The organism is Venatorbacter sp. C2-1, from assembly GCF_022832715.1.
Classification (GTDB): Bacteria; Pseudomonadota; Gammaproteobacteria; order Pseudomonadales; family Oceanobacteraceae; genus Venatoribacter; species Venatoribacter alkanivorans.
Genome location: NZ_CP094879.1, coordinates 1,563,951 through 1,584,594, shown reverse-complemented (window position 1 = coordinate 1,584,594; position 20,644 = coordinate 1,563,951). Strand labels below are relative to the sequence as shown.

The 20,644-nt window shown below is 53.2% G+C and carries 23 protein-coding genes; 8 read left to right on the top strand and 15 right to left on the bottom strand.

Annotated features, from left to right (window positions below):
* The first annotated feature begins 102 nt into the window (after window positions 1–102).
* Window positions 103–396 (top strand): ComEA family DNA-binding protein, encoded by a 294-nt coding sequence (locus tag MT343_RS07110; RefSeq protein WP_145469442.1) that lies wholly within the window; start codon window positions 103–105, stop codon window positions 394–396.
* Between the two features lie 82 nt (window positions 397–478).
* On the opposite strand, the gene MT343_RS07105 is transcribed toward MT343_RS07110, so the two are convergent.
* The 5 genes from MT343_RS07105 to MT343_RS07085 all read right to left on the bottom strand — a co-directional run bounded on the left by MT343_RS07105 (window position 479) and on the right by MT343_RS07085 (window position 4,235).
* Window positions 479–1,192, bottom strand: a complete 714-nt coding sequence (locus tag MT343_RS07105; RefSeq protein WP_145469441.1) for a hypothetical protein — start codon at window positions 1,190–1,192, stop codon at window positions 479–481.
* A 13-nt stretch (window positions 1,193–1,205) separates the two neighbouring features.
* Entirely contained in the window at window positions 1,206–1,469 is a 264-nt protein-coding gene (locus MT343_RS07100) for a glutaredoxin family protein (RefSeq protein WP_145469440.1), read from the bottom strand.
* Between the two features lie 99 nt (window positions 1,470–1,568).
* Window positions 1,569–2,618, bottom strand: a complete 1,050-nt coding sequence (locus MT343_RS07095) for a DUF5610 domain-containing protein (protein WP_145469439.1) — start codon at window positions 2,616–2,618, stop codon at window positions 1,569–1,571.
* A gap of 159 nt (window positions 2,619–2,777) precedes the next feature.
* Complete coding sequence (locus tag MT343_RS07090; RefSeq protein ID WP_145469438.1) at window positions 2,778–3,065, bottom strand: hypothetical protein; 288 nt, start codon at window positions 3,063–3,065, stop codon at window positions 2,778–2,780.
* A gap of 147 nt (window positions 3,066–3,212) precedes the next feature.
* The gene (locus tag MT343_RS07085; RefSeq protein WP_243989473.1) at window positions 3,213–4,235 is read right to left on the bottom strand and encodes an AraC family transcriptional regulator; all 1,023 of its coding nucleotides are present in this window, start codon (window positions 4,233–4,235) and stop codon (window positions 3,213–3,215) included.
* A 183-nt stretch (window positions 4,236–4,418) separates the two neighbouring features.
* Between MT343_RS07085 and MT343_RS07080 the strand changes: the two genes are divergently transcribed.
* Window positions 4,419–5,315 (top strand): MaoC family dehydratase, encoded by an 897-nt coding sequence (locus tag MT343_RS07080; protein ID WP_186435942.1) that lies wholly within the window; start codon window positions 4,419–4,421, stop codon window positions 5,313–5,315.
* Between the two features lie 23 nt (window positions 5,316–5,338).
* On the opposite strand, the gene MT343_RS07075 is transcribed toward MT343_RS07080, so the two are convergent.
* On the bottom strand, window positions 5,339–5,743 hold the full coding sequence (locus MT343_RS07075) for a SpoIIAA family protein (RefSeq protein WP_145469436.1): 405 nt from the start codon (window positions 5,741–5,743) through the stop codon (window positions 5,339–5,341).
* 373 nt (window positions 5,744–6,116) lie between these two features.
* Between MT343_RS07075 and MT343_RS07070 the strand changes: the two genes are divergently transcribed.
* Together MT343_RS07070 and MT343_RS07065 are read left to right on the top strand one after the other, a co-directional pair.
* On the top strand, window positions 6,117–6,836 hold the full coding sequence (locus tag MT343_RS07070; protein ID WP_186435941.1) for an outer membrane beta-barrel protein: 720 nt from the start codon (window positions 6,117–6,119) through the stop codon (window positions 6,834–6,836).
* Between the two features lie 299 nt (window positions 6,837–7,135).
* Complete coding sequence (locus MT343_RS07065; protein WP_145469434.1) at window positions 7,136–8,185, top strand: AraC family transcriptional regulator; 1,050 nt, start codon at window positions 7,136–7,138, stop codon at window positions 8,183–8,185.
* A 95-nt stretch (window positions 8,186–8,280) separates the two neighbouring features.
* Here MT343_RS07065 and rrtA read toward each other — a convergent pair whose 3' ends face one another.
* The 6 genes from rrtA to lepB all read right to left on the bottom strand — a co-directional run bounded on the left by rrtA (window position 8,281) and on the right by lepB (window position 14,016).
* A complete protein-coding gene (gene rrtA, locus MT343_RS07060) occupies window positions 8,281–8,892 on the bottom strand; it encodes a rhombosortase (protein WP_145469433.1) in 612 nt (203 codons plus the stop codon).
* Window positions 8,893–9,006: 114 nt separating this feature from the next.
* Window positions 9,007–11,172, bottom strand: coding sequence for a M6 family metalloprotease domain-containing protein (locus tag MT343_RS07055; RefSeq protein ID WP_145469432.1), 2,166 nt, complete (start codon window positions 11,170–11,172; stop codon window positions 9,007–9,009).
* Window positions 11,173–11,400: 228 nt separating this feature from the next.
* Window positions 11,401–12,414: a YheT family hydrolase gene (locus MT343_RS07050; protein WP_145469431.1), complete on the bottom strand. Its 1,014-nt coding sequence runs from the start codon at window positions 12,412–12,414 to the stop codon at window positions 11,401–11,403.
* A 106-nt stretch (window positions 12,415–12,520) separates the two neighbouring features.
* Window positions 12,521–12,880 (bottom strand): glutaredoxin family protein, encoded by a 360-nt coding sequence (locus tag MT343_RS07045; protein ID WP_145469430.1) that lies wholly within the window; start codon window positions 12,878–12,880, stop codon window positions 12,521–12,523.
* 140 nt (window positions 12,881–13,020) lie between these two features.
* Window positions 13,021–13,146 carry a hypothetical protein gene (locus tag MT343_RS19540; RefSeq protein ID WP_255449037.1) on the bottom strand — a complete coding sequence of 42 codons (126 nt, stop codon included), beginning with the start codon at window positions 13,144–13,146 and terminating at the stop codon, window positions 13,021–13,023.
* 39 nt (window positions 13,147–13,185) lie between these two features.
* The gene (gene lepB / locus MT343_RS07040; RefSeq protein WP_145469429.1) at window positions 13,186–14,016 is read right to left on the bottom strand and encodes a signal peptidase I; all 831 of its coding nucleotides are present in this window, start codon (window positions 14,014–14,016) and stop codon (window positions 13,186–13,188) included.
* Window positions 14,017–14,119: 103 nt separating this feature from the next.
* On the opposite strand from lepB, the gene MT343_RS07035 reads away from it, so the two are divergent.
* Window positions 14,120–15,184, top strand: coding sequence for an alpha/beta fold hydrolase (locus tag MT343_RS07035; protein WP_145469428.1), 1,065 nt, complete (start codon window positions 14,120–14,122; stop codon window positions 15,182–15,184).
* Window positions 15,185–15,187: 3 nt separating this feature from the next.
* Here the strand turns inward: MT343_RS07035 and MT343_RS07030 are convergent, their stop codons facing one another.
* A complete protein-coding gene (locus MT343_RS07030; RefSeq protein WP_222428572.1) occupies window positions 15,188–16,072 on the bottom strand; it encodes a LysR family transcriptional regulator in 885 nt (294 codons plus the stop codon).
* 122 nt (window positions 16,073–16,194) lie between these two features.
* On the opposite strand from MT343_RS07030, the gene MT343_RS07025 reads away from it, so the two are divergent.
* The 3 genes from MT343_RS07025 to MT343_RS07015 are packed head-to-tail and all read left to right on the top strand — an operon-like array spanning window position 16,195 to window position 17,774.
* Window positions 16,195–16,938 (top strand): NAD(P)H-dependent oxidoreductase, encoded by a 744-nt coding sequence (locus tag MT343_RS07025; protein WP_145469426.1) that lies wholly within the window; start codon window positions 16,195–16,197, stop codon window positions 16,936–16,938.
* A gap of 18 nt (window positions 16,939–16,956) precedes the next feature.
* The gene (locus MT343_RS07020) at window positions 16,957–17,136 is read left to right on the top strand and encodes a hypothetical protein (RefSeq protein ID WP_145469425.1); all 180 of its coding nucleotides are present in this window, start codon (window positions 16,957–16,959) and stop codon (window positions 17,134–17,136) included.
* Window positions 17,137–17,189: 53 nt separating this feature from the next.
* Window positions 17,190–17,774 (top strand): NAD(P)H-dependent oxidoreductase, encoded by a 585-nt coding sequence (locus MT343_RS07015; RefSeq protein ID WP_145469424.1) that lies wholly within the window; start codon window positions 17,190–17,192, stop codon window positions 17,772–17,774.
* Here the strand turns inward: MT343_RS07015 and MT343_RS07010 are convergent, their stop codons facing one another.
* Both MT343_RS07010 and MT343_RS07005 read right to left on the bottom strand, forming a co-directional pair.
* Window positions 17,775–19,103 carry a hemolysin family protein gene (locus MT343_RS07010; protein ID WP_230330646.1) on the bottom strand — a complete coding sequence of 443 codons (1,329 nt, stop codon included), beginning with the start codon at window positions 19,101–19,103 and terminating at the stop codon, window positions 17,775–17,777.
* A 117-nt stretch (window positions 19,104–19,220) separates the two neighbouring features.
* Window positions 19,221–20,597, bottom strand: coding sequence for a deoxyguanosinetriphosphate triphosphohydrolase (locus MT343_RS07005; protein ID WP_243989472.1), 1,377 nt, complete (start codon window positions 20,595–20,597; stop codon window positions 19,221–19,223).
* Between the last annotated feature and the right edge of the window lie 47 nt (window positions 20,598–20,644).

Below are 20,644 nucleotides of genomic sequence, written 5' to 3'. Positions count from 1 at the left end.
ACCAATGTCTGGGGAAAGTGTCGGTTAATTTGATACTTTTCCCGGATTTTTCCGCAAAATATTCATTGCTATGTTCGGATCTCCACTCAAGGAGAGACGATTATGCAATGGATAAAGCACGCACTATTTTCTGTCTGCCTGATTCTGGGCACCCTCAGCGTACAGGCAGCAGAAACCAGCAAGCCAGACGGTAATAGGGTAAAAGCCGTTAATATCAATACCGCCACCGCGGAACAACTCAGCCAGCTTGACGGTATTGGTAAAGCGAAAGCGGAAGCCATTATTGTATACCGCCAACAACATGGTCAGTTTAAATCACTGGACGACATCACTCAGGTTAAAGGAATCGGCAAAGCCATCCTTGATAAAAACCGTTCCATGCTGGCACTGGAATAAAATATAAAAAACAGCGCATAAAAAGCGCGCACAAAAAAGAGCCGCTATGCGGCTCTTTTTTCAGATATTTTCTGTTTATCGGTCAGTCTGTTACCAGACAATTCCCCCACTCACAGCGCACCAGCAGGTAGCTGTTATCCGGGCAACGGGCATCATATACCTCATGCGGCCAGGCATTTTTCAGCAGGTGAACTTCTGCACCGGAACAACCATTGCGCTTCGCCATTTTTTCTACCACATAAAAAGAGCGGCCATACACTTTTCCGGTTTTTTGCTCAACGGCCGCACGCTTTAAATTCAGATCCGTACCATCACGCTGTGAGCGTCGCTGTAAATTTACCAGTGATTCGTACACTTTATCCTGACTGCGCAGGTCGCGTTCGCCCTGGTTATATTGTGATAACACCCGTAAACAAAGGTCTTCTTTATCACCACTGGCACTCAGCAATTCCTGCACTTCGGCCTCTGCCGTCTCAACCACCTGCCAGGTCAGGGCCATCGCCATGCGGGCACCGGTTTCAGTACGGTCATCGGTTACATGAATAATATCGTAGGCCAGTCCAAAATCGGCGCTCTCGACAAAGGCACCGTTACGCTGCCACCAGTTTTGCTTCGCGGTATAGGCTGCCTGCTTGGCTTTGGCGCTGACATCATCACAGGCATCGACCCAGGTGCGCAGTGTGGTATCGGTCTGCAGCGCGTAATAAACCGCCTCTCCGGTGGGTGACAGCTGATTGCTGGAGCAGCCTTGTAACAGCGCCAGCGAAGCCAGGATCAGTCCAGATAAAATCCGCATGGTAATCATCCTTTTATTCAGAAATTAGTTCAGGTTGAGCGCTGCTCTGCAGCCAGTTCAGCAGTTGCGTCTCATCGAAGGGCCAGTCAAGTTCAGCCCCGCTTTGTTCATTCAGCAGCACCGGAATTCGCAAACCATAGCGTTCCACCAACGCTTCTGTTTCAGCAATATCTTCGACATAAACATCGAGGGAAATCTGGCCGGCGACATTCACAATAACAGCTTGTGCCAGCTCACACAGATGACAGGCCTCTGTGCCAAATAAAACCAGAGCCATCAGGCAGTTCCAGTAAAAACAGACAGGGGAAGTATAGCGGTTAGCACCGGGGCATGACAAAAAGTCTGCCCCTGAGAAGCGGAGAAAAGAAAACGACTGTCAGGCTTTATTAGCAAGCAGTGAATTCAACCCTTCATGGAAAGAATTCCAGACCGGTAAGCGTTCTTCTTCCGGCAACAATTGATTCACCAGATCCTGCAAAGTCTGCGGAGCATCAGCCAGAGGTCGGGCCTTTTCCAGCGCAGCCATATAAGCATCCACATAAGACGCCAGCGGTGCTTTCAGCGATTCCAGCTCTGGTGTAGGCAACTGCGGCTGAACACTGGCATAGGCTTTGGTTGAGGTCGCAACCGTTTGCTGAGTCAGATTAAGACTCATCGCCGCCAGCTGGCTGCCATCAAAGCCAAGGTCCATTGCCTGTCCCAATGCCGCACCGATATCACCGGCAAAGAAACGCTCACTCAGTGACTGTACATCATCAAACAGGCCAGCCAGCGCCGTCCTCTCGGCATCACTCAGGCTGCCATTCACTTCCATACTCCAGTTTTGCTGAGCCGAGGCCTGCAGACTGAAAGCCGAATTACCCTGCCCATCCTGGCTGATTGACGTGCTGAGACTGCTGCCCTGAGAGAAACGTACCGTGACCCGATCGCCTTCTTGGGTCAGGACCTGCAGAGACAACTCATTGGCCACGCTGAGCGAGCTTTTACTGGCAAGCAACGCCCGACTCTGTTCTGCCGGTCGGGCGAGCTGATCCAGTCCATCGTCGACCAGTTGGCGTCCGGCGGCAATCTGGCCTTTTAATTCGTCATCCAGCAGCCCCATACCGTCCAGCATCTCTGTTGCCTGAGCATAACCTTTGGCAATGCCTTCACGGGCGGCCTGCAGGCGCTGATCGATGCGGCTCTGATCTGCCCCCTGGGAACGCAGCTGGTTAATACCATTTTGTACATGGCGCAGGATGGCTGAAGCGGTTTCCTCCGGGCTCTGTTTTTTATCCAGCTGAACAACGCCGGGAAGTGCCTTAGCCAGGGATTCGGCGGCTGCACCCTGTTTTACATCGCTGGCAGAAGCTCCGGTCTTTTTACTGCCCTCAGGATTCTGGGTGCCGTAATTCCGGTATTGCGAGGGGGTAATTGTGATTGCCATATAGCCTCCGCTCAGACTGTGTTGCTGTTCTTTGGGTTATCGGCCAGAACGGCCGGAAATTGAACCCTGTGACAGTTTAGTCAGTAAACAAAAAAAGCCCGCAACTGGCGGGCTTTTTTTGTTTACGCTAACAGGCTGATAAAAGTACAGGCCTGCAGGTCAGTAGCAGACAGCGCCCTGATGATAGTCGTAGCTGAAATCCAGTTTCCAGCAAACTTTATTACGCTCGATCTCATTCATGATGTGATCCGGGTGCTCATTCAGCAACTGCATGATTTTAAATGTTTTATACGCTGCATGCAGAGCATTCTGATCAAGGGCGATGACTTCTTCTTTACTCATAATTCCCTGATTGAGCAGGGCCTGACGCCATTCTGCAACGTCCTGAGTCTGCATCATGTGCTCAACCAAGGGTTGAATCAGTGATAATTTCTGCGTCTGGCTCATAACAAATCCTCCGAATAAAAACCCGATTACAATGGCTCAGGCACACGAAGAAAACCAGATCAAAAAATGAACACTATTATGACAATAAGTTAAAAATTCACGACGGCTGAAAGTATTGCCCTGCAAGAAAAGGCTAATCAGCCCGCTTCATAACTGTTTACGCTGATTGCGGTACTCAACCGGTGTCTGGCTGGTCCAGCGTTTAAATGCCCTGTAGAAAGTACTCGGTTCAGAAAAACCGGTAAGGTAGACAATCTCGTCGATACTCTCATCGGTACCGGATAACAGACGTTTAGCCAGGTTGCAGCGGTAGTCTGCCAGCAACTGATTGAAGTTAGTGCCCGCTTCCGCCAGACGGGTACGTAATGTGCGGGATTTAATGTCCAGCCGCTCCGCGACATCTTCCAGACTGACCTGTCCCGTTTCCAGAATTTCGCCGAAGACCCTGTATACTCTGGTCACAATATCCTGACGCTCCAGCTTGGCCACATGCTCAATCGCCAGTTTTTCGTGCAGCTGCAGCAGTTCCGGCTCAGCATGGGAAGACGGCATATCCAGCAGCTGGGTATTGAAGTAAATACGGTTGTCTTCCTGATCAAATAACACCGGACAGGCAAAAATCCGCTCGTGTTCAGCACTGTCGGCCGGCTTTTCGTGGCTGAAGTGCACACAGGACGGCGCAAACGCATCATCGGTTACATAACGGAAGAAACGGATCAGGCCAAGCGCCATGCATTCATTCAGATGGCGCAGGCCGGCCACACGGTCGCTGGCACTCTCGACCAGAATATATGCCTGATCGCCTTCCGTGCCGGTACTGGCCTGGGAAGCATCGCTGAGCAGGCGCTGATAATTCAGTGCTCTTTTCAACCCCTCACCAAAGGTCGGACTGGACAGAAACAGGTACTGAAGCACCTGCCCCTTATATACAGGCATATGTTCGCCAAGATGCAGACCGATATCAGCATCCTGGCTGACCTCTTCCAGCACATGCCAAAAGATCAGCTGAGCTTCGTGTGGTGTGCGGATATTCCTGTCTGCCAGCAACTCAGGGGTAACCCCCAAACGCGCAAACACCGCATCCACATCCAACCCCATTTTCAGCATGGCCTGATGAGCCAGCTGGATCATGACGCCAGAGTCACGCAGTTCTGTCATTCCACCGGACATAAGTCGTTGAAATTCCTGATGAGTGTTGGCGAATTCTGCCAGATAAACAGGCCGCTGCAAGTCCTATTGACCAAACTGACGCAGCACACGAAGTGGCTGCGCCAATGGCCCTCTGCAAGCTGCCTCTATACTCCCCTTTCTCACCCTTGTCTGATCAGAATATTAATTAAGGACACCGTGGCCATGACTCAAGCTATACGCATGCAATTCAGTGCGACTCCGGGAACTCTGAGCCAATACGCCCGGGCGCTGCTGGCACGTGGCGCCGGCCAGCGTGATATACAGATGCCTGATATTGAAGCTCTGCTGGTTGGTGTGAAAGCGCGCCCGGAGCGGGTAGCGGCTTACGCCAGCGTCTGCGGCTTCCGCACTCAGACATCCTTGCTGCCGCTGACCTACCCACACGTACTGGCATTCCCGCTGCACATGGAGCTGATGCTGCATAAGCAATTTCCTCTCGCCCTCATGGGGCTGGTGCATATCCGCAATGAGATCACTCAATACCGGGCCATTCGCCAGGAAGAGAAACTGGATATCCGCTGTCATTTTTCCGGAAGCACAAAAACCGATAAAGGGCTGGAGTTTGATATTTATACCGAAATAACCATCGGCGGTGAAAAAGTCTGGGAATCAGTCAGTACCAATCTGGCGCGCATGCGCAGCACTGAAGCCAAAGGAGCGAAAAAAGAGCGACCACCACTGGCCAGCTTCGCCACCATAGAACGCTGGACGCTGCACAGTAATCTGGGTCGGCGCTATGCGCGGGTTTCCGGTGATTCCAATCCCATTCACCTATACGCCCTGTCAGCCAAACTGTTCGGTTTCAAAAGCCACATTGCCCATGGTATGTGGAGCAAAGCCCGTACAGCGGCGGCGCTGCAACCCCTGCTGCACAGCGACGCTTGTCGCCTGACGACTGAATTTAAGCTGCCGGTTTTCCTGCCATCTGCTGTCGAATTGCACTACAACCTGCATGAAACACTCAGTAGTGATCAGCCAAACAACGCTGGCATCGACTTCGAGCTGCGCAGCGTCCGAGGCGAAAAGGTTCATATGAAAGGACGGATTGAGAAAATCTGAAGAGACAGAAGCAGCCTTCAGGCTCAGCCATGCTGAGCCTGAGCGGCCATCCCCGTCAGCCAGCATTCGGCCTCATCACGCTGATCAAAGCGTTGCACCGGATAAGCGGGAGCATGATAACTGAGAAACATCGCCGTCAGATGACGCAGCATAAAAGAGTCGCCCACAATCGCCAGCGCTGTTGTGGTACGCAGAAGGTCGGGGTGTGAAGCGAAAAGCTGCACCTCGAAATCAACGGTAAGAATATCCTGCCCCAACAGTAATACAGGTCGCTTGCGCTGCCCCGCAATCCGCCCATGAGCATTGTGCATAAAACGGACAAGGTCGATCGTCAGATGGCTGAAGCCGTGAAGGTCGTGGTAGACAATGCCGTTTTCTCCCAGCCAGGTAGCTGGCTTTGCCGGAGAATTCACACCTCGAATTGTCATATTAACCGTAGTTTTAAGAATTGATTTTCATAAACGATAGCAAAATTCGCCGGAAAATAAAGGCAATTATTGCCATATTTTCCAATATCAGAGGCTCATCGGACAGACTTAATGACAAATAGGCCTATATCTCCCGGACCTCCGTCCACAGTGCGCCCTGCCAGACGCACTCCAGAACGTGCAGCCTGCTGCATCCGGCTGCGGTTTTATAACGTAAATTGCCCGAAGAGTGGCTTTATATTGAAGCGGTGGCTGGTATCATGCGCAAACGTCAGGAATCTGTAGCGAATACCACTGAATTCCTGCCAACAAAATAACAAGATAATTCCTGCTCAGGCAGATCAGAACAACTATAAAAATGGACTCCCTCACTATGGCCTCATATTCCTGCACACCTGCACGTGGTGGCATGCTGACTTCGCTGGCGCTGAGCTCTCTGCTCGGTTTATCCCTGCTTTCCCCTGCAGCACAGGCTGAAGGCGGATTTGTTGGCCTGCAGGGCGGTATCACTGACTCTCAGGATATGGACTCTTTCGGCAACACCATCAAACTGACATTCGGACCCAACATTACCGACCGGCTGGCTCTGGAATTCGGCATTATGGATATTGGTGAGGCCAGTTACGATGATCCGAAAGCCGACTTCACTGATGTGGCTGATGATAAGCCACCGACGTTTAAAAACGCGAAACACGGTACAGTAGCCGGAACCAAAGCAACAGCCAGTGAACAGGCCTATGCCACCTACACCGGCTTTGCCAGCGCCCGTCCGCAAAGTTTTCTTATTACTTTCCGCTACCGTTTCCCACTGACCGACAGTATTGATTTTTTCCTGAAAACCGGCGCCAACCTGTGGGTGGCTGATTATGACACTGTTGAAATCAAAGCATTCCAGGACCAAACCATCAGCCGCCGTATCGTCAGCACCAAGCAAACATCAGCCGTTGACCAGATTTCCGGTGGCGGATTCTTCTGGCGCGCGCTTCCTGATCTGGCATTACGCGCCGAATTGGAGACAACGGCGCTGGATAGCAAAGAGTTCAGCCGTGTTCGCTTCCAATTGATAACATTGGGTGCGCAGTACGAATTCTGAAAAAGCGAACAACCGTACCTTCTTCATCTCCTGCCCGGACAAGAAAATGCTAAAAAAACCTCATTCCGGGTAGGTTTATGCCAATAATTGTTAGATTCGTCACAATATAACCTTTCTCATTAGACCAGAATGGGGGCTCGGGTAGATAAGTGCCAGTCCTTTGTTACCTACGGTAACACATGACAAATTTGGTCACATTCATTTACCATAATGCCTGCTCTTTTTACCAACCTATCAGTGGCATACCGCTTGCTATTGAGTAAGGTTAAAAAACAAAAACCGAATCAGATTAGACGCCTATGAACATGGAACAAGGTTACGTATCCACCGCATTGGTTCGTCCTCTGCTGGAAGCTGCAGGCCCTACGTTTTTTGATCAGCTGCCGGACAGTGCTTCCGGTGCGATTCAGCGTGTGCTTAAGCAACTGAAAGATCCTGACAGCCGGATCAACGCAGAAGATGCCGATGAATTAATCAGCCAGCTGGTTAAGCGTACAAATGACGAGTCACTGTGTGTGCAGTCGTCGCATAAATTCAACGTTCACAGCAGCTGCCAGCTGCAGCACCTGTTTCTGTGCTGCAATACCCTGCGCGAAGCACTCTATTATCTGGAGAAGTTTTCCTCCCTGCTGAGTGATCAGCTGGAAATTCAGGTAACCCGTACCCGCGATAACATCATTAAGGTAAAACTGCCGGTTGAAGAGAACTTTATTGTTTCAACTCAGCGCCGTCGCACCGAAATCATTATCAGCACCCTGCTGAGCTGGCTGCGACAGCTGTGTGGCCCGGAACTGAGCATCAGTACCATCGCCCTGCCATTCCCGGCCACGCAGTACAGTGAGCACTACAGCTCGCAATGGCGCAGCGACGTGCAGTTCAATGCTGACGAATGTTCTATCCAGTTCCACAGTAAGTGGCTGGATGAAGGTCTGCATAACACCAATCCGCACATCCTGAATATGATGAAGCGTGAGGTGGAAGAGCAATACCGCAAACTGGCACGCTCCGGCTCTCTGGCTGAGCGCATCCGTAAGGCTTTCCTGCAGAACAAAATCCGCCTGAATGCCAACCAGCAGGAAGTTGCTGATTACTTCCACATCAGTGCCCGCACCCTGAACCGTCACCTGCACCGCGAAGAAACCTCGCTGAAGCAGATCGTAACCAGTGTGCGTCTGGAAACCGCCAAACGCCTGTTGGTTAATACCGATGAAAGTATTGAGCAGATTGCGCTGAATATCGGCTTGTCTGGCCGTCGTACTCTGGACCGGATCTTTATCAAAGAAATTGATCAGAGCCCGGCTCAGTATCGTCAGTCACACAAGCAGATGCCGATAGCCGCCAACGGCTGACCCGGTAACCGCCTGGTAAAAAGAGCAATAAAAAAGGCAGCCTGGCTGCCTTTTTTATTGCTCTGATGCTTCTCATCGGCTTAGCCGATACGCTCCTAGTCTGACGGTGCCAGCCTGAGAATTCGTCGCCAGTACAGCTGCATCAAGAAAAATACTCCGGCCAGTGTCCCGAACAAATGTGAGCGGGTTTCAACCCGGCCACCAATCACATCCGCCAGAGCCATATCGTCATACCAGGAGGTTTGTTCCCAGGCGACTTTGACTACAATTACCACAAAAAACAGCCAGGCAATACGACGGCCGTAAAAGGGCGAAACAAAGGGCGCAACCAGCAATAAACCATGCGAAGCTCCGGACATTCCGCCATAGCGATACAGATCCGGAGCAAACACATAAAGACCGCAGCCAACAAACAATACACACCAACACAGCAACAACAGGCCGCGCACTGAATTCAGCGAAGGGCCGGCGATATAAGCAAACAAAGCAATCCCAGCCATATTACTCAGCGCATGATTTCCGGAAATATGCACCCAGCTGGCAGTAAACAGGCGCCACCACTGGCCGTCAGCGATTGCCAGACGGTCAAAACGCAGCCACTGGCCGCTTAAGGGCTCTGCCAGTGCCAGGCCGGCAACCACAACAAGCATGAGTAAATAGAGGGTATAGCCCCGCCACAGCGAGGCAAATCTGAACGGAGAAGACAAAGCCCATCCTCGGTTTGTCGGAAAGATTACAGCAGCACTGTGCCGCCGGATTCAGATGGGATTATTCACTCTGTGCCGCGATATGGCTACGGCTGAATAAAAGAAATGCACACGTCAAACGGTGCGACGGCGTAAGCCAAGAAAGGACAAAAGAGGGAACATAAACCACAGAGCCCCGGCCGAAGATGCTGAATCCGCAGCGGCGCCGGTATCCTGACCTGAGCTGACATTGCCTTTACCCGCATCCACGGCAGGTACTTCAATGTCTGCAACAGAATCCACGCTGACCAACAGGCGCACACTGGCGTCAAACCCTGCCTTCTGATATGCCGCAGCAGTATCATCCCGCACCCAGGTCTGACCACTCAGACCACCCTGCTCATCCGTTACCAGAGGCGCCAGGCCAGACAGCGACTGCACACTGATCTGCAGCACAACACTTTCCAGCCCGCTGGCCACTACACGGTCTGACAGCAGTAACCGGTTCCAGCCATTCTGCAGCATAAACTGATGTTCCTGCCCCAGAAGATCCCGCCCCTCCCGGCCATCAAAGCTACGGTACAGGGCAATATCCGCCCGGCCATCACCCAGAGCGAACAGGTCCACACCATCAAATGACAACACCCCATCTTTAACCGGCAGAGTCATCAGCACCTGAGCATAACCACCAGCAGCACCCCAAACGGCATTTGGTGGCAACTCATCCAGACCCAGATTATCGCCCGCCGGAGCCGCAGAGAGATTAACGTCCAGCTCCGCGACCAGACCAGCCTGCAGCTGCAGCAACTGCACAGCACCGCTGTTGCTCACCTGCCCTTCTGCGGCGGAATACAGGGTCTGGCCTGACACCGAGCTGAACAGATCGGAAGGCTCTCCCAGATTGCTGTTGCTGAGCAGGTCATCACGGCCATCGGCTTCTTCAATAGCCAGCAACCGGCCTTCCTGTTGCGCCACATTCAGGGTGCCGAAACCGGCACGGTCGTTAATACGGCTAACCAGTACGCCACTGCCCGGCAGGCCCTGGTCATAGCCAGACTGACGGCGATGCTCGAGCATCAGGCGTTCACCATGGCGGTACGCATCCAGATGCACAGTCAGCGCATCATCACCATCACTGGCGGCACGCAACGCCACCTGGTTAACACCACTGACTGCTGACTGCGGACGGATAAACCCGGCCTGCTCTTTACTCCATGCCAGCATATGCGCCGGTGTCTCGCCAGCTGCCCCCTCTGTACGGTTCCAGCCCCCCAACCCCATCAGCCCCCAGCGGCCAATGCCCATACCATTACCGCTGCGGTCATACAGGTCAGGCAGATCAAACAGCAGGTGTCCCAGCTCATGGCAGATCACACCGATGGTCGCCAGATGCGTCTGGTGCTGCTCGCCAAACATGGCGTATTCCGCCAGATAAAAATTCCCCAGACGGCCCTGATACAGAGTCGATTTATGTGCCCATACCCGAGGATGACTGGTTGCCGAGCCGGCATAGGCCTGTTCATAGCCGGCAATCAGAAACACCACACCCAGTTCATTGGGGTCGAGCCACTGATCGCCGTTGCGGTCATATTCATTCAGATCCAGTTGAGAGCCCAGCTGCGCCAGCACCTCGTGCACCAGCGCCTGACTGGCACTGCCATAGCCGTTGCCGAAATCCGGATGATTACGGCTCAGCACGACACTGACGATGCCATCATCCGCCACACCGTTTTGCTCACGGGCTGGCTGAATATCAAATTGCTGATAGGAGTTCTCGCGGTAGTAATTCTGCACGCTGCCTTCGCTGCCGAAGAAGCGTGCAGCTACCTCGGCATCACTGGCAATAAAGGCCTGATCAGCAAAGCCTACACGCACCACCAGCAGAGACTGGCGAAAGTAAGATGAGCTGGCGTCGTAACGGAAAGGTCTGCGTTGTGGAGCGGCAACAGAAGTGCTGAAGGTAGAGGTTCCGGAGGTGGATAAGCGGGAGGTCGGGGCAGCAAACGTATGAAATGATGGCTTAAGCACGGACTCTGCTGCCGGAGTGCCACTGACCAGAGGCTCTCCTGCACTCAGCAGACCATCATCACCGGTAATGGCGTAGTACCAGTAGCCGTTCACTTCCAGCAGGGCTTCCCCGTCGCGGGTCTCAACCCACAACTGGCGCTGATCACCACGGGGCAACACCTCAATCACACGATCATCGCTAAGCCGGATTTGCTGCCACTGCGCCGCAGGCAGCATCGATGCCCGGGAGGCATTGCTGAAAAGCAGCAAAAATAGAAAGAACCAACGGATCATGACTTGAGGCTCGCAAAACGCTTACCTCAAACAATAGTCAACTCACGTTCAGTAAATGGCTGTTTTAACAACTCAATACACGATCACAAAATATTGACGCTGAGATTTAAAGTATTTCGTCAATTATCAGGTCACATATTGCCCACCGACTGACCAGCCGTAACCACCGGAAGACTTCAGTTACGTCAATCACACCCGCTTACATGTACTGTTTTGCCCGGCAACACCTCAGGACACAGCCACTTCACGGGTAGCCTGTCCAGCAAGGCTTTCCACATCCGCCACAGCATCAGCAATAAAACTCATTGCCCGCTGCTCCATCCAATAGGTCTGATCGGCTGTGCGCTGAATAAACCCCACATGGCCGCCACTGTCCGGCATCTCCAGATGCAGAAATTCATGCCCCGCAGCCAGTTGTTCAGGGAAACATTCTGGCGACAGAAACGGATCATTGCGCGCGTTTACCAGCAACGTTGGAATCTGCAGCCCAGGCAGATAACGCAGGCTACTGGATTGCGTCCAATAATCTTCAGCATCACGGAAGCCATGCAGAGGTGCGGTGTAGCGGTCATCGAATTCTTTGAACGTACGGATATCATCGAAGCCATCCACGCTGACCAGATGCGGGAAACGCTGAGACTTCACCGTCATTTTCTCTTTCAGGTCGCGCAGGAATTTCCACATAAACACACGGTTCTGCCACTTAGCCAGCTGATACGCACTGCCACGCAGATCACAGGGAACCGAAAATGCCACCACTGAACGTACCTCAGCGGGCAATTGCTCAGCTTCGCGCCCGGCGTATACCAGACTCAGATTGCCCCCCATCGAATAACCCACCAGATGAACCTGCTCATAACCCTGCGTCAGAGCATGCTGCACTACCCGGTGCAGATCATCGGTTGCGCCACTGTGGTACATACGTGGCAATAAGTTGGTATCACCACTGCAGGAACGGAAATTCCACGCCAGCGCATCCCACCCCTGACGGTTGGCTTCACGTACCGTACCCAGCACATAAGGCCGGCGCGAATGGCCTTCCAGCCCATGGGAAACAATCACCAGCGTGCGCGAGCCGACACGGCTCCAGTCAATATCAAGAAAATCGCCGTCATCGGTGGTGATGCGTTCGCGCAGCAGATGATCATCATTCAGCTTGCGGAAAAAAGTCGGAAAAATGCTTTGTACATAGCCATTGGCTAATAACCACGGCGGACAATATGAAGATGTTAAAACGGGCATGGCCATTTCCTAGGGAAAACAATGTCCGCATTCTAACGTCAGACGGTCAGACGGACGAAGGCCGTTCACGCCACAGAGCAATGCCTGAATGTACAGGGGATCAGAATCAGAAGCGGTTTTTCAGATAGTCGAGAATGGCATCCGGGCTGTACAGCCACTGGCCGCCCTGTTCATCATCGACACGTAAACAGGGAACTTTAGGAGCGCCACCGCCATTGAGCAGTTCATTACGGTAGGCATTAACACGCAGGACGTCTTTTTCTACCACACGCAAACCGAGGCGTTCACAGTGGCGTTTAATGGAGATTGAGGAAGGGCAGGTACGGCAATAATACAGGTGCATTCGGCGTGATTCACGGTCCAGCAGCATCTGTTCGTTGGCGCTGCGCATTACCGGTCGCACAGGAAGCAGCCGATCGACTATATCCAGTGCCTTGCCTTTGAGCTGTCTCGTCAGATAATTCATCAGAACTGCCGTACATCAACCTGTCAAGGGGCGGCATTGTATGCCCTTGGCAGTAAATATCCAGTCCTTAAATAGTAAAAATATGTCGCTGCAGATAAGACTTTAGTGAAATTAAAGCAAACGCAGAAATAAACAGTGCTTCAGCTGCCGAGATTCAGAAAGGCAACGCTGAATAACACGACGAGAATAGTGATGGTCATCAGCCAGCGCGAACGCTGGCAGAATTTACAGGGGGCTTTCTTAACGGAAGAATTAGTGGATGGCATAAGACGATACCTGTTTATAACGTATCGTCTAAGTGTAGATCAGTCGATCCACTTATTGCGGCCAAATGATGGAATATCACCCCAGCTTTCCCAATGCATCCACACCGCCACCGCTTTACCGACAATATTTTTCTCCGGTACAAAGCCCCAGCCGCGGCTGTCATGGCTGTTACCACGGTTGTCACCCATCATAAAGTAACTGCCTTCCGGTACATCCCACTCGCCTTCCGGCCCGGCCCAGACCACGGTCTGATTAGTACGCGGATCACGCCCCACCATCCACTGCACCGTAGCATCAGCAGAGTCCAGTTGTTCCTGCGCCAGATACTTCAGCGGACGGTAAGGAGGCTCGCCACCCAGCTCATGGGTTTCAATGACTTCGCCGTTCACCTTCAACTGCCGGTTACGGTATTCAATATGGTCACCCGGCAGACCAATCACCCGCTTAATAAAGTAACGAGGGTCATCCGGTGGGAAAAACACCATCACATCACCGCGCTGCGGCTCACTGACCGGCACCAGTGTGGTACCGAACACCGGCATACGCAGACCGTAATGGAACTTACTGACCAGAATAAAATCCCCTTTTACCAGACCCGGCTCCATCGAACCGGATGGAATCTGAAAAGGCTCAGCGACAAACGAACGCAGAACAAAGACAATGGCCAGAACAGGGAAGAAAGACTTCGATTGCTCGATAATAAACGGCTCGGTTTCAGCCTCATGAATGTCTTCCGGGTGAGCGCGCTCAGCGATGAGTGCATCCGCACGCGCTTTACGGCGTTTGGCCAGCCAGAATTTATCGACGCCGGCAATCACGCCGGTGCCCAGGGTAAGCACCATCAGTATCAGGGGAAAATCGATATCCATAGCTCTGCACTTATAACTACAATCTATAAAGTTCCGCATTCTAACCGCCGCGCGGTCACAAGGCGAGCGAGTATCAAAGACCTCAATATGGAGACAAGGTTGCATGACCCACATCCGCACCCCCGATGGCATTGAGCTGGCCTACGAAAGAATGGGCAATCCGGCTGATCCGGCTGTGATCCTGATTATGGGTTTAGGCGCACAAATGCGGATCTGGCCAGACAGCCTGTGTCAGGCTCTGGTTGATAAAGGCTATCAGGTCGTTCGCTTCGATAACCGCGACGTTGGCCGCTCATCACAGATGGATCATCACGGCAACCCCAGCCTGCTCGCCACCTGGCTGGTCACCAAACTCAAACGCAAAGCACAGGTGCCCTACACGCTGAAAGATATGTCGCGTGATGTGCTGGCGTTAATGGATGAGCTGGAGATCGACAGCGCTCATCTGGTTGGTGCCTCCATGGGCGGCATGATTGCCCAGATTCTGGCCGCCAAACATAAAAAGCGGGTACGCAGCCTGACCTCCATTATGTCGTCGGCCACCAGCCCCGGCCTGCCCGACGCCAAACTGAAAGTGCTGCTGCAACTGGCCAAGCGCCCGACACCGTTTAACCGCGAAGCGTCCATCCGCTATACCATGCGGATGAACCGTTTAATCGGCAGTCCGGCCTACCCGATGGATGAAATGGAACTGCGCGCACTGGCCGAAACCAGTTTTGAGCGCACCACCAACCCCACCGGTTTCAAACGCCAGCTGGTTGCCATTACCGCCGCCGGTGACCGCAGCCACCTGCTGCGTAAAATCAAACTGCCAACACTGGTGATTCATGGCACCGACGATCCGTTAATTCCGGTGCGCATGGGCGAAGATACCGCCGCCGCCATCCGCAAAGCCAAGCTGAAAGTCATTCAGGGCATGGGCCACGACCTGCCACCGGCACTGGTGCCGCAGCTGGCAAAAATGATGGGAAAACACCTGAAAAAGGCTGAAAAACGCTGGAAGAAAAAACTGGAAAAAGAACGCCTGCGGGCCATGGAAGAAGCGGCTGCCGGAACGTCCGAAAACAGCCCTGCGGCAAACAACCCGGCAGAAGACAACGCAGCACAAAGCACGACCCCTCTGCCGCCTGCGGCCGAAGTTATCGAATTACGCGCCGGACGCAGCTGAGCTTCAGCCGCGCACCCGCGCCTTCATAAAGTCGATAAAACACCGTACCGCCGGGCGCAGATATTCGCGCTCGGCATACACCAGATACAGCGGCGCATCCTGCCAGTAATCCGGCAGCACAGCCTGCAGTCGTCCGGCCCGCAAATCAGCGGCGATATCGAGCTGCGATTTGTAGGCAATCCCCAGACCGGCCAGCGCCCATTCGCGCACCAGTGCCCCATCGCTGGCACTGCGGTTACCGCTGACCGTCAGATCGCTCTGATTGCCCTGCTCATCACAGAAGTGCCAGTGATCATAACGCTCGCCGCGCAGGAAAAAGGTCAGGCAATTATGCTGTTTTAACGCCTCCAGCTGCTGCGGCATTCCCGCCCGTTGCAGATATGCCGGTGCGGCACAAAGCAACCGGCGGTTATCCAACAGGCGCGTGGCGATCAGCCCGGAATCACTCAGCTGACCGTAACGCAGTGCCACATCCACCGGATCACGGTAAAAATTACTCAGCTCATCACTCAGACTCAGCTGCAGCTGCACCTGCGGGTACAGTGCCTGAAAATCATTCAGCGCCGGTTGCAGCCAGTGCCGCCCCAGATCAGAAGGCGCAGAAATACTCAGCTGCCCGGCCACATGATGCAGCTCACCGTCCAGCAAACCGCGACCTTCCTGCAGCAGACTGAGCGCCTTGCGCGCATACGCCAGAAACAACGTACCTTCCCGCGTCAGCCGTAATGAGCGGGTTGAACGGCTGAACAGACGCGCGCCCAGCTGCAGTTCAAGCCGCTTTAATGCCGCACTGGCCACCGCCGGGCTGCAGTCCAGCACCCGCGCAGCTGCCGATAAACTGCCTGCATCGGCCACCTGAATAAACAGCTCCAGATCGGCGAGATTCATTAATGCCTCCATTTAACAGCCACTATCAAAATATTTTTGAAAGTAACTCAAACGTTATCGTCTTTTTCAATCTCAAACAATAAATAGACTGGGCATATTCCACTCCATCCGAGGAACACGATATGTCCGCCCACGAAGCAACAACCCAGCGCTCTCAAGCCACTCAACCTGCTAATAACCAGTCTGCAGACAACAGACAGGAAGCCCTGCGCCAGCAGATTCTGCAGGCATTCCGCTTCCGCCATGCCTGCAAAACCTTTGATCCGGCCCGAAAAATCAGCAGCGAAGACTTTGCCACGATCATCGAAGCCGGACGCCTGTCACCCAGCTCTTTTGGCTTCGAGCCCTGGCAGTTTCTGTTAATTCAGAATCCGCAATTGCGCGAGCAACTGAGTGAAAACAGCTGGGGCGGTAAACGCCAGTTTGCCAGTGCCAGCCACGTGTTAATTGGCATGGTGCGCCGCGCTCCGGGCGTGCGCCATGACTCTGATTACATCCGCCATATGATGACCGAGGTGCAGCAACTGCCTGCGGAAGTGGTGAATGCAAAAGGCGGCTTCTTCCGTACCTTTCAGGAACAGGATTTCAACCTGCTGGAATCCGAACGCAGCCTGACCGACTGGGCCACCCATCAGACGTATCTGCCACTGGCCAACATGATGACAGTGGCCGCTCTTCTGGGTATCGACTCCTGCCCGATCGAAGGTTTTGTACAGGAAGTCTGGGAGCAGCAACTGCAGGAGCTTACCGGTGTTGATAACACTATGTTCAAACCGGTCTGGGCACTGGCGCTGGGCTATCGCCTGACAGAACCGGGAGAGAAAACCCGCCGTCCGCTGGGCGATGTCTTACACCGTTTTGATTAGGACCTGACAGGAGGCCATATGAGCACAGCCGTTTACTGCATTCCCGTACGGACAATGTTTCGCCATATCCGTACCTGCCGCCGTCACAACAAAGACTGGCAACTGAGTCTGGAGCGTCATTGTTTATTGCTGCGCACTCATGCAGACAGCAACGGCCAGGCCTGCGCCTACCGTTCCCGGCTGCCTTATTTATTGTGACGACAACCCATTGTTAACCGCAAAACAACCGCCGCTGACCGGCAGAGGTATAAATGAATATTCTGATCCTGACCACCAACCCCAAACTGTACGCCGCCAAAGGCGAATTAAATGCCACCCTTGCAGCATTAACCGAGGGCTTCGCACGGCGTCAGGGACATTCCGTTCAGGTGCGTAACCTGGCAGCGATTAAAGCTGTTGGCGGCTGGAACATCGAAGAAGAAATAGAGCATCTGCACTGGGCCGATGCCATTGTTTACCATTTTCCGATCTGGTGGTTTGGTGCGCCGGCGCTGTTAAAAGAATACTTTGATGAAGTATTGCAGCACCGCAAAACCTTTTTCATTACCGATATTTATGGCGAAGGCGGACAGCTGGGCGGCAAGGCTTTTATGCTGGTTGTTACTTCCAATATGAAAGCCAGCGATCTGAGCGCCTGTCCGGTGCTGGAAAATTATCAGCATATTGATGACGTTCTGGTACAGCCCATTCTCACCAACCGTTACCTGGGTCTGCGGGAGCAATGGCCAACCTTTCACGCCGACAATGTGATTGCCGGCGATACCAGCCATCTGGAACAGAATTTTATTGCCCATCTGCAGCAGGTTATTCCGGCCGCAACACAGGCAATAAAATGATTACAACGGCCCGCTGATATGGTTGGTCTGCGGGCTGTCGTTTTCTTTAATACGTGACACCATCAGCTGATCGACGCGCAGGTTGTCGATATCCATCGCCTCAAATTTAAAACCGGCAAAGGTAATAAAATCGGTCCGTTTCGGAATACGTTTCAGGCGGTAAATTAAAAATCCGGCAACGGTTTCATACTGGCCGTTATCCGGAAAATCATCGATATCCAGCTCCAGCACCCGTGCCAGATCGACCACCGGGGTGCTGCCATCCACCAGCCAGGAGCTGGCGTCACGGCGCACAATCTGTTCGTCACCACTGGACGCAACCAGATCGCCCATAAAGCTGTTCATTAAATCTTTTACCGTCAGAATACCCACCACCAGCGCATATTCATTCAGTACCACGGCAAACGGCTGTGCAGTGGTTTTAAAGGCGTTAAGGCCTTCGGCCAGGGTCAGGGTGTCGGGTAAATACAGCAGCTCGCGCTCGATCATATCGTCGCCAATCTGCGCCTGTTCCCCTTTTAATACCTTGCGCAGAATTTCTTTCGACTCCACCGCGCCCACCAGCTTATCCAGCGAACCATCACAGATTAAAAACCAGTTGTGCGGATGCTCGATAATTTTGGCGCTGATATCTGCACTGCTGTCGTTAATATCGAAATAGACAATCTGCTCACGCATGGTCATCGCCGTTGGCAGCGTGCGCCCTTCCAGCTCAAACACATTACCAATCAGATGGTATTCCTGCTGCTGCAGACTGCCGTGCTCGGCACCGGCATCCATCATGGCAACAATATCGTCGGTGGTGACCGTATCTTCCCGCTGCATCGGCAAGCCAAACAGGCGCAGCAACAGGTTGGTCAGGCTGTTAAATAACATCACCAGAGGCTTAAGTAACTGCGTGACCCAGCGCATCGGCGTGACGACTTTCATCGCCATGGTTTCCGGAATAATCATGCCCAGACGCTTCGGCAGCAGATCGGCAAACAGAATAAACAGCGAGGTAACCGTGGTAAAAGACAGTACAAAGCTGATCTGTTCCAGCATCGGGCCCTGATAAAACAGCTGCAGCAGATTCTGAAAATACGGCGTCAGGGTCTGCTCACCGACAATACCGCCCATAATGGCAATCGCATTCAGGGCGATCTGTATCATGGCAAAAAAAGCACCGGGCTCTTCCTGCAAACGCAGCACCGCCTCAGCCTGTTCGTTGCCTTCATCGGCCAGTACCCGTAATTTGATTTTACGCGCCGCAGCGATGGATATTTCCGACACCGCAAACAGCCCGCTGAGTACAATCAGCAGCGCTATCAGTAATAATTCGTTAATCATCAGAGCACCTCACCGGCGCAAAAAAAGAAGAAAAAAATACGGCGCTGATTATCAGCCGCCCGTCCTGCAACAGCAACAGCAACAGCAACGATAAAACAACAGCATAACCCGGCGTTGTTAAAATCCACGCCCCGGTGGCTGGTAACCGGAAAACTGCCGGGCAATCTGAGCGGCATAGCTGTCGGTCATGCCGGAGATAAAATCCAGCGCGCGCATATAGGCTTCGTACAGGCTCCAATCGGCCTGTGGCGCCGAACGGCCCATTAATTCCAGCACGCGCTGATTACGGAAGGTCGCCTGACCATCCAGTACGCGTTCACGCACGGCACTTAAAAAGGCCTCAAGCAATACCCCCAGGGTTGAATAAGAACCGATTTCCACCGCCAGTTTACGGCTGTCTTTAAAAATCCGCTCCCGTGCCATATTTTTAGCGCCCTGCACAACGGCCTTAACCACCGGCGGGCAGTAATCAATCAGATCGCCCTGCAGCGTACCGCGCAGTAACGCCTGCTCGTTACGGATAAAGGCCTGGCTGGCAGCCGTAACCAAAACTTCCATCGCCATACCGCGCAACACCTGTAAACGCCGGCGCAGGTTATCGGCCTGCTCCAGTTCGGCCTGAGCCATGTCCCAGTGATCGGCCAGCAGAGGCTTAAGCAACGCTTCCACTTCATCGTAGCGCAGCAGATCCATTTCGATACCATCTTCCAGATCGATCAGGCCGTAACAGATATCGTCCGCCGCTTCGAGCAGATACACCAGCGGATGGCGCGCCCAGTAGTCCGGTTTTAATTCCAGCAAACCAAGACGCCCGGCAATCTCACGCAGCAGCGGTAATTCGGTCTGATAACAGCCGAACTTTTTCGCCTCGCCGCGCTGCACATAATCCACCGTCCAGGGGTATTTGAGAAAAGCACCCAAGGTACCGTAGGTTAAACGCATACCGCCCTGAAAACGGTGCGACTCTACCTGAGTAACAATGCGGAAACCCTGCGCATTGCCTTCAAAGGTCTGCAGATCAGCACGCTGCAGTGGTGTCAGTTCCTGCAGGAAATGTGCATTTTCCTCCGCGCGGAACCAGTGACGGATAGCATCTTCCCCGGTATGGCCATAGGGCGGATTACCAATATCGTGGGCCAGACAGGCGGCCTGCACCAGTGCGCCAACATCGCTGGCATCAATGCCGGCCGGTAAGCGCTCACCCAGCGCCTGACCAACCCGGGTACCCAGCGAGCGGCCAACACAGCCAACTTCCAGACTGTGGGTCAGACGACTGTGTACGTGGTCATTTTCCGATAACGGATGCACCTGGGTTTTGCGGTCAAGGCGACGGAACGCCGAAGAAAAAATAATGCGGTCATAATCTTTATGAAACGGCGTACGCCCGGGTTCCAGCGCAAAACCCAGCGAACCCTGACGCTCACCGGAACGGGCGGCCGATAATAATTGCTGCCAGTTCATGCTGGGTACTGCCTGATCGTTACTGCCGTTCATGCTGTTCTTCCTGTTTGTTGCTTTTTGTTGCTGTATCAGACTGAAAG

What these genes read in the sequence shown, in the direction of transcription:
- MT343_RS07110 (WP_145469442.1), top strand. Translation starts at nt 103, where the DNA reads ATGCAATGGATAAAGCACGCACTATTTTCTGTCTGCCTGATTCTGGGC.
- MT343_RS07105 (WP_145469441.1), bottom strand. Translation starts at nt 1,192, where the DNA reads ATGCGGATTTTATCTGGACTGATCCTGGCTTCGCTGGCGCTGTTACAA.
- MT343_RS07100 (WP_145469440.1), bottom strand. Translation starts at nt 1,469, where the DNA reads ATGGCTCTGGTTTTATTTGGCACAGAGGCCTGTCATCTGTGTGAGCTG.
- MT343_RS07095 (WP_145469439.1), bottom strand. Translation starts at nt 2,618, where the DNA reads ATGGCAATCACAATTACCCCCTCGCAATACCGGAATTACGGCACCCAG.
- MT343_RS07090 (WP_145469438.1), bottom strand. Translation starts at nt 3,065, where the DNA reads ATGAGCCAGACGCAGAAATTATCACTGATTCAACCCTTGGTTGAGCAC.
- MT343_RS07085 (WP_243989473.1), bottom strand. Translation starts at nt 4,235, where the DNA reads ATGTCCGGTGGAATGACAGAACTGCGTGACTCTGGCGTCATGATCCAG.
- MT343_RS07080 (WP_186435942.1), top strand. Translation starts at nt 4,419, where the DNA reads ATGACTCAAGCTATACGCATGCAATTCAGTGCGACTCCGGGAACTCTG.
- MT343_RS07075 (WP_145469436.1), bottom strand. Translation starts at nt 5,743, where the DNA reads ATGACAATTCGAGGTGTGAATTCTCCGGCAAAGCCAGCTACCTGGCTG.
- MT343_RS07070 (WP_186435941.1), top strand. Translation starts at nt 6,117, where the DNA reads ATGGCCTCATATTCCTGCACACCTGCACGTGGTGGCATGCTGACTTCG.
- MT343_RS07065 (WP_145469434.1), top strand. Translation starts at nt 7,136, where the DNA reads ATGAACATGGAACAAGGTTACGTATCCACCGCATTGGTTCGTCCTCTG.
- MT343_RS07055 (WP_145469432.1), bottom strand. Translation starts at nt 11,172, where the DNA reads ATGATCCGTTGGTTCTTTCTATTTTTGCTGCTTTTCAGCAATGCCTCC.
- MT343_RS07050 (WP_145469431.1), bottom strand. Translation starts at nt 12,414, where the DNA reads ATGCCCGTTTTAACATCTTCATATTGTCCGCCGTGGTTATTAGCCAAT.
- MT343_RS07045 (WP_145469430.1), bottom strand. Translation starts at nt 12,880, where the DNA reads ATGAATTATCTGACGAGACAGCTCAAAGGCAAGGCACTGGATATAGTC.
- MT343_RS19540 (WP_255449037.1), bottom strand. Translation starts at nt 13,146, where the DNA reads ATGCCATCCACTAATTCTTCCGTTAAGAAAGCCCCCTGTAAATTCTGC.
- lepB (WP_145469429.1), bottom strand. Translation starts at nt 14,016, where the DNA reads ATGGATATCGATTTTCCCCTGATACTGATGGTGCTTACCCTGGGCACC.
- MT343_RS07035 (WP_145469428.1), top strand. Translation starts at nt 14,120, where the DNA reads ATGACCCACATCCGCACCCCCGATGGCATTGAGCTGGCCTACGAAAGA.
- MT343_RS07030 (WP_222428572.1), bottom strand. Translation starts at nt 16,072, where the DNA reads ATGAATCTCGCCGATCTGGAGCTGTTTATTCAGGTGGCCGATGCAGGC.
- MT343_RS07025 (WP_145469426.1), top strand. Translation starts at nt 16,195, where the DNA reads ATGTCCGCCCACGAAGCAACAACCCAGCGCTCTCAAGCCACTCAACCT.
- MT343_RS07020 (WP_145469425.1), top strand. Translation starts at nt 16,957, where the DNA reads ATGAGCACAGCCGTTTACTGCATTCCCGTACGGACAATGTTTCGCCAT.
- MT343_RS07015 (WP_145469424.1), top strand. Translation starts at nt 17,190, where the DNA reads ATGAATATTCTGATCCTGACCACCAACCCCAAACTGTACGCCGCCAAA.
- MT343_RS07010 (WP_230330646.1), bottom strand. Translation starts at nt 19,103, where the DNA reads ATGATTAACGAATTATTACTGATAGCGCTGCTGATTGTACTCAGCGGG.
- MT343_RS07005 (WP_243989472.1), bottom strand. Translation starts at nt 20,597, where the DNA reads ATGAACGGCAGTAACGATCAGGCAGTACCCAGCATGAACTGGCAGCAA.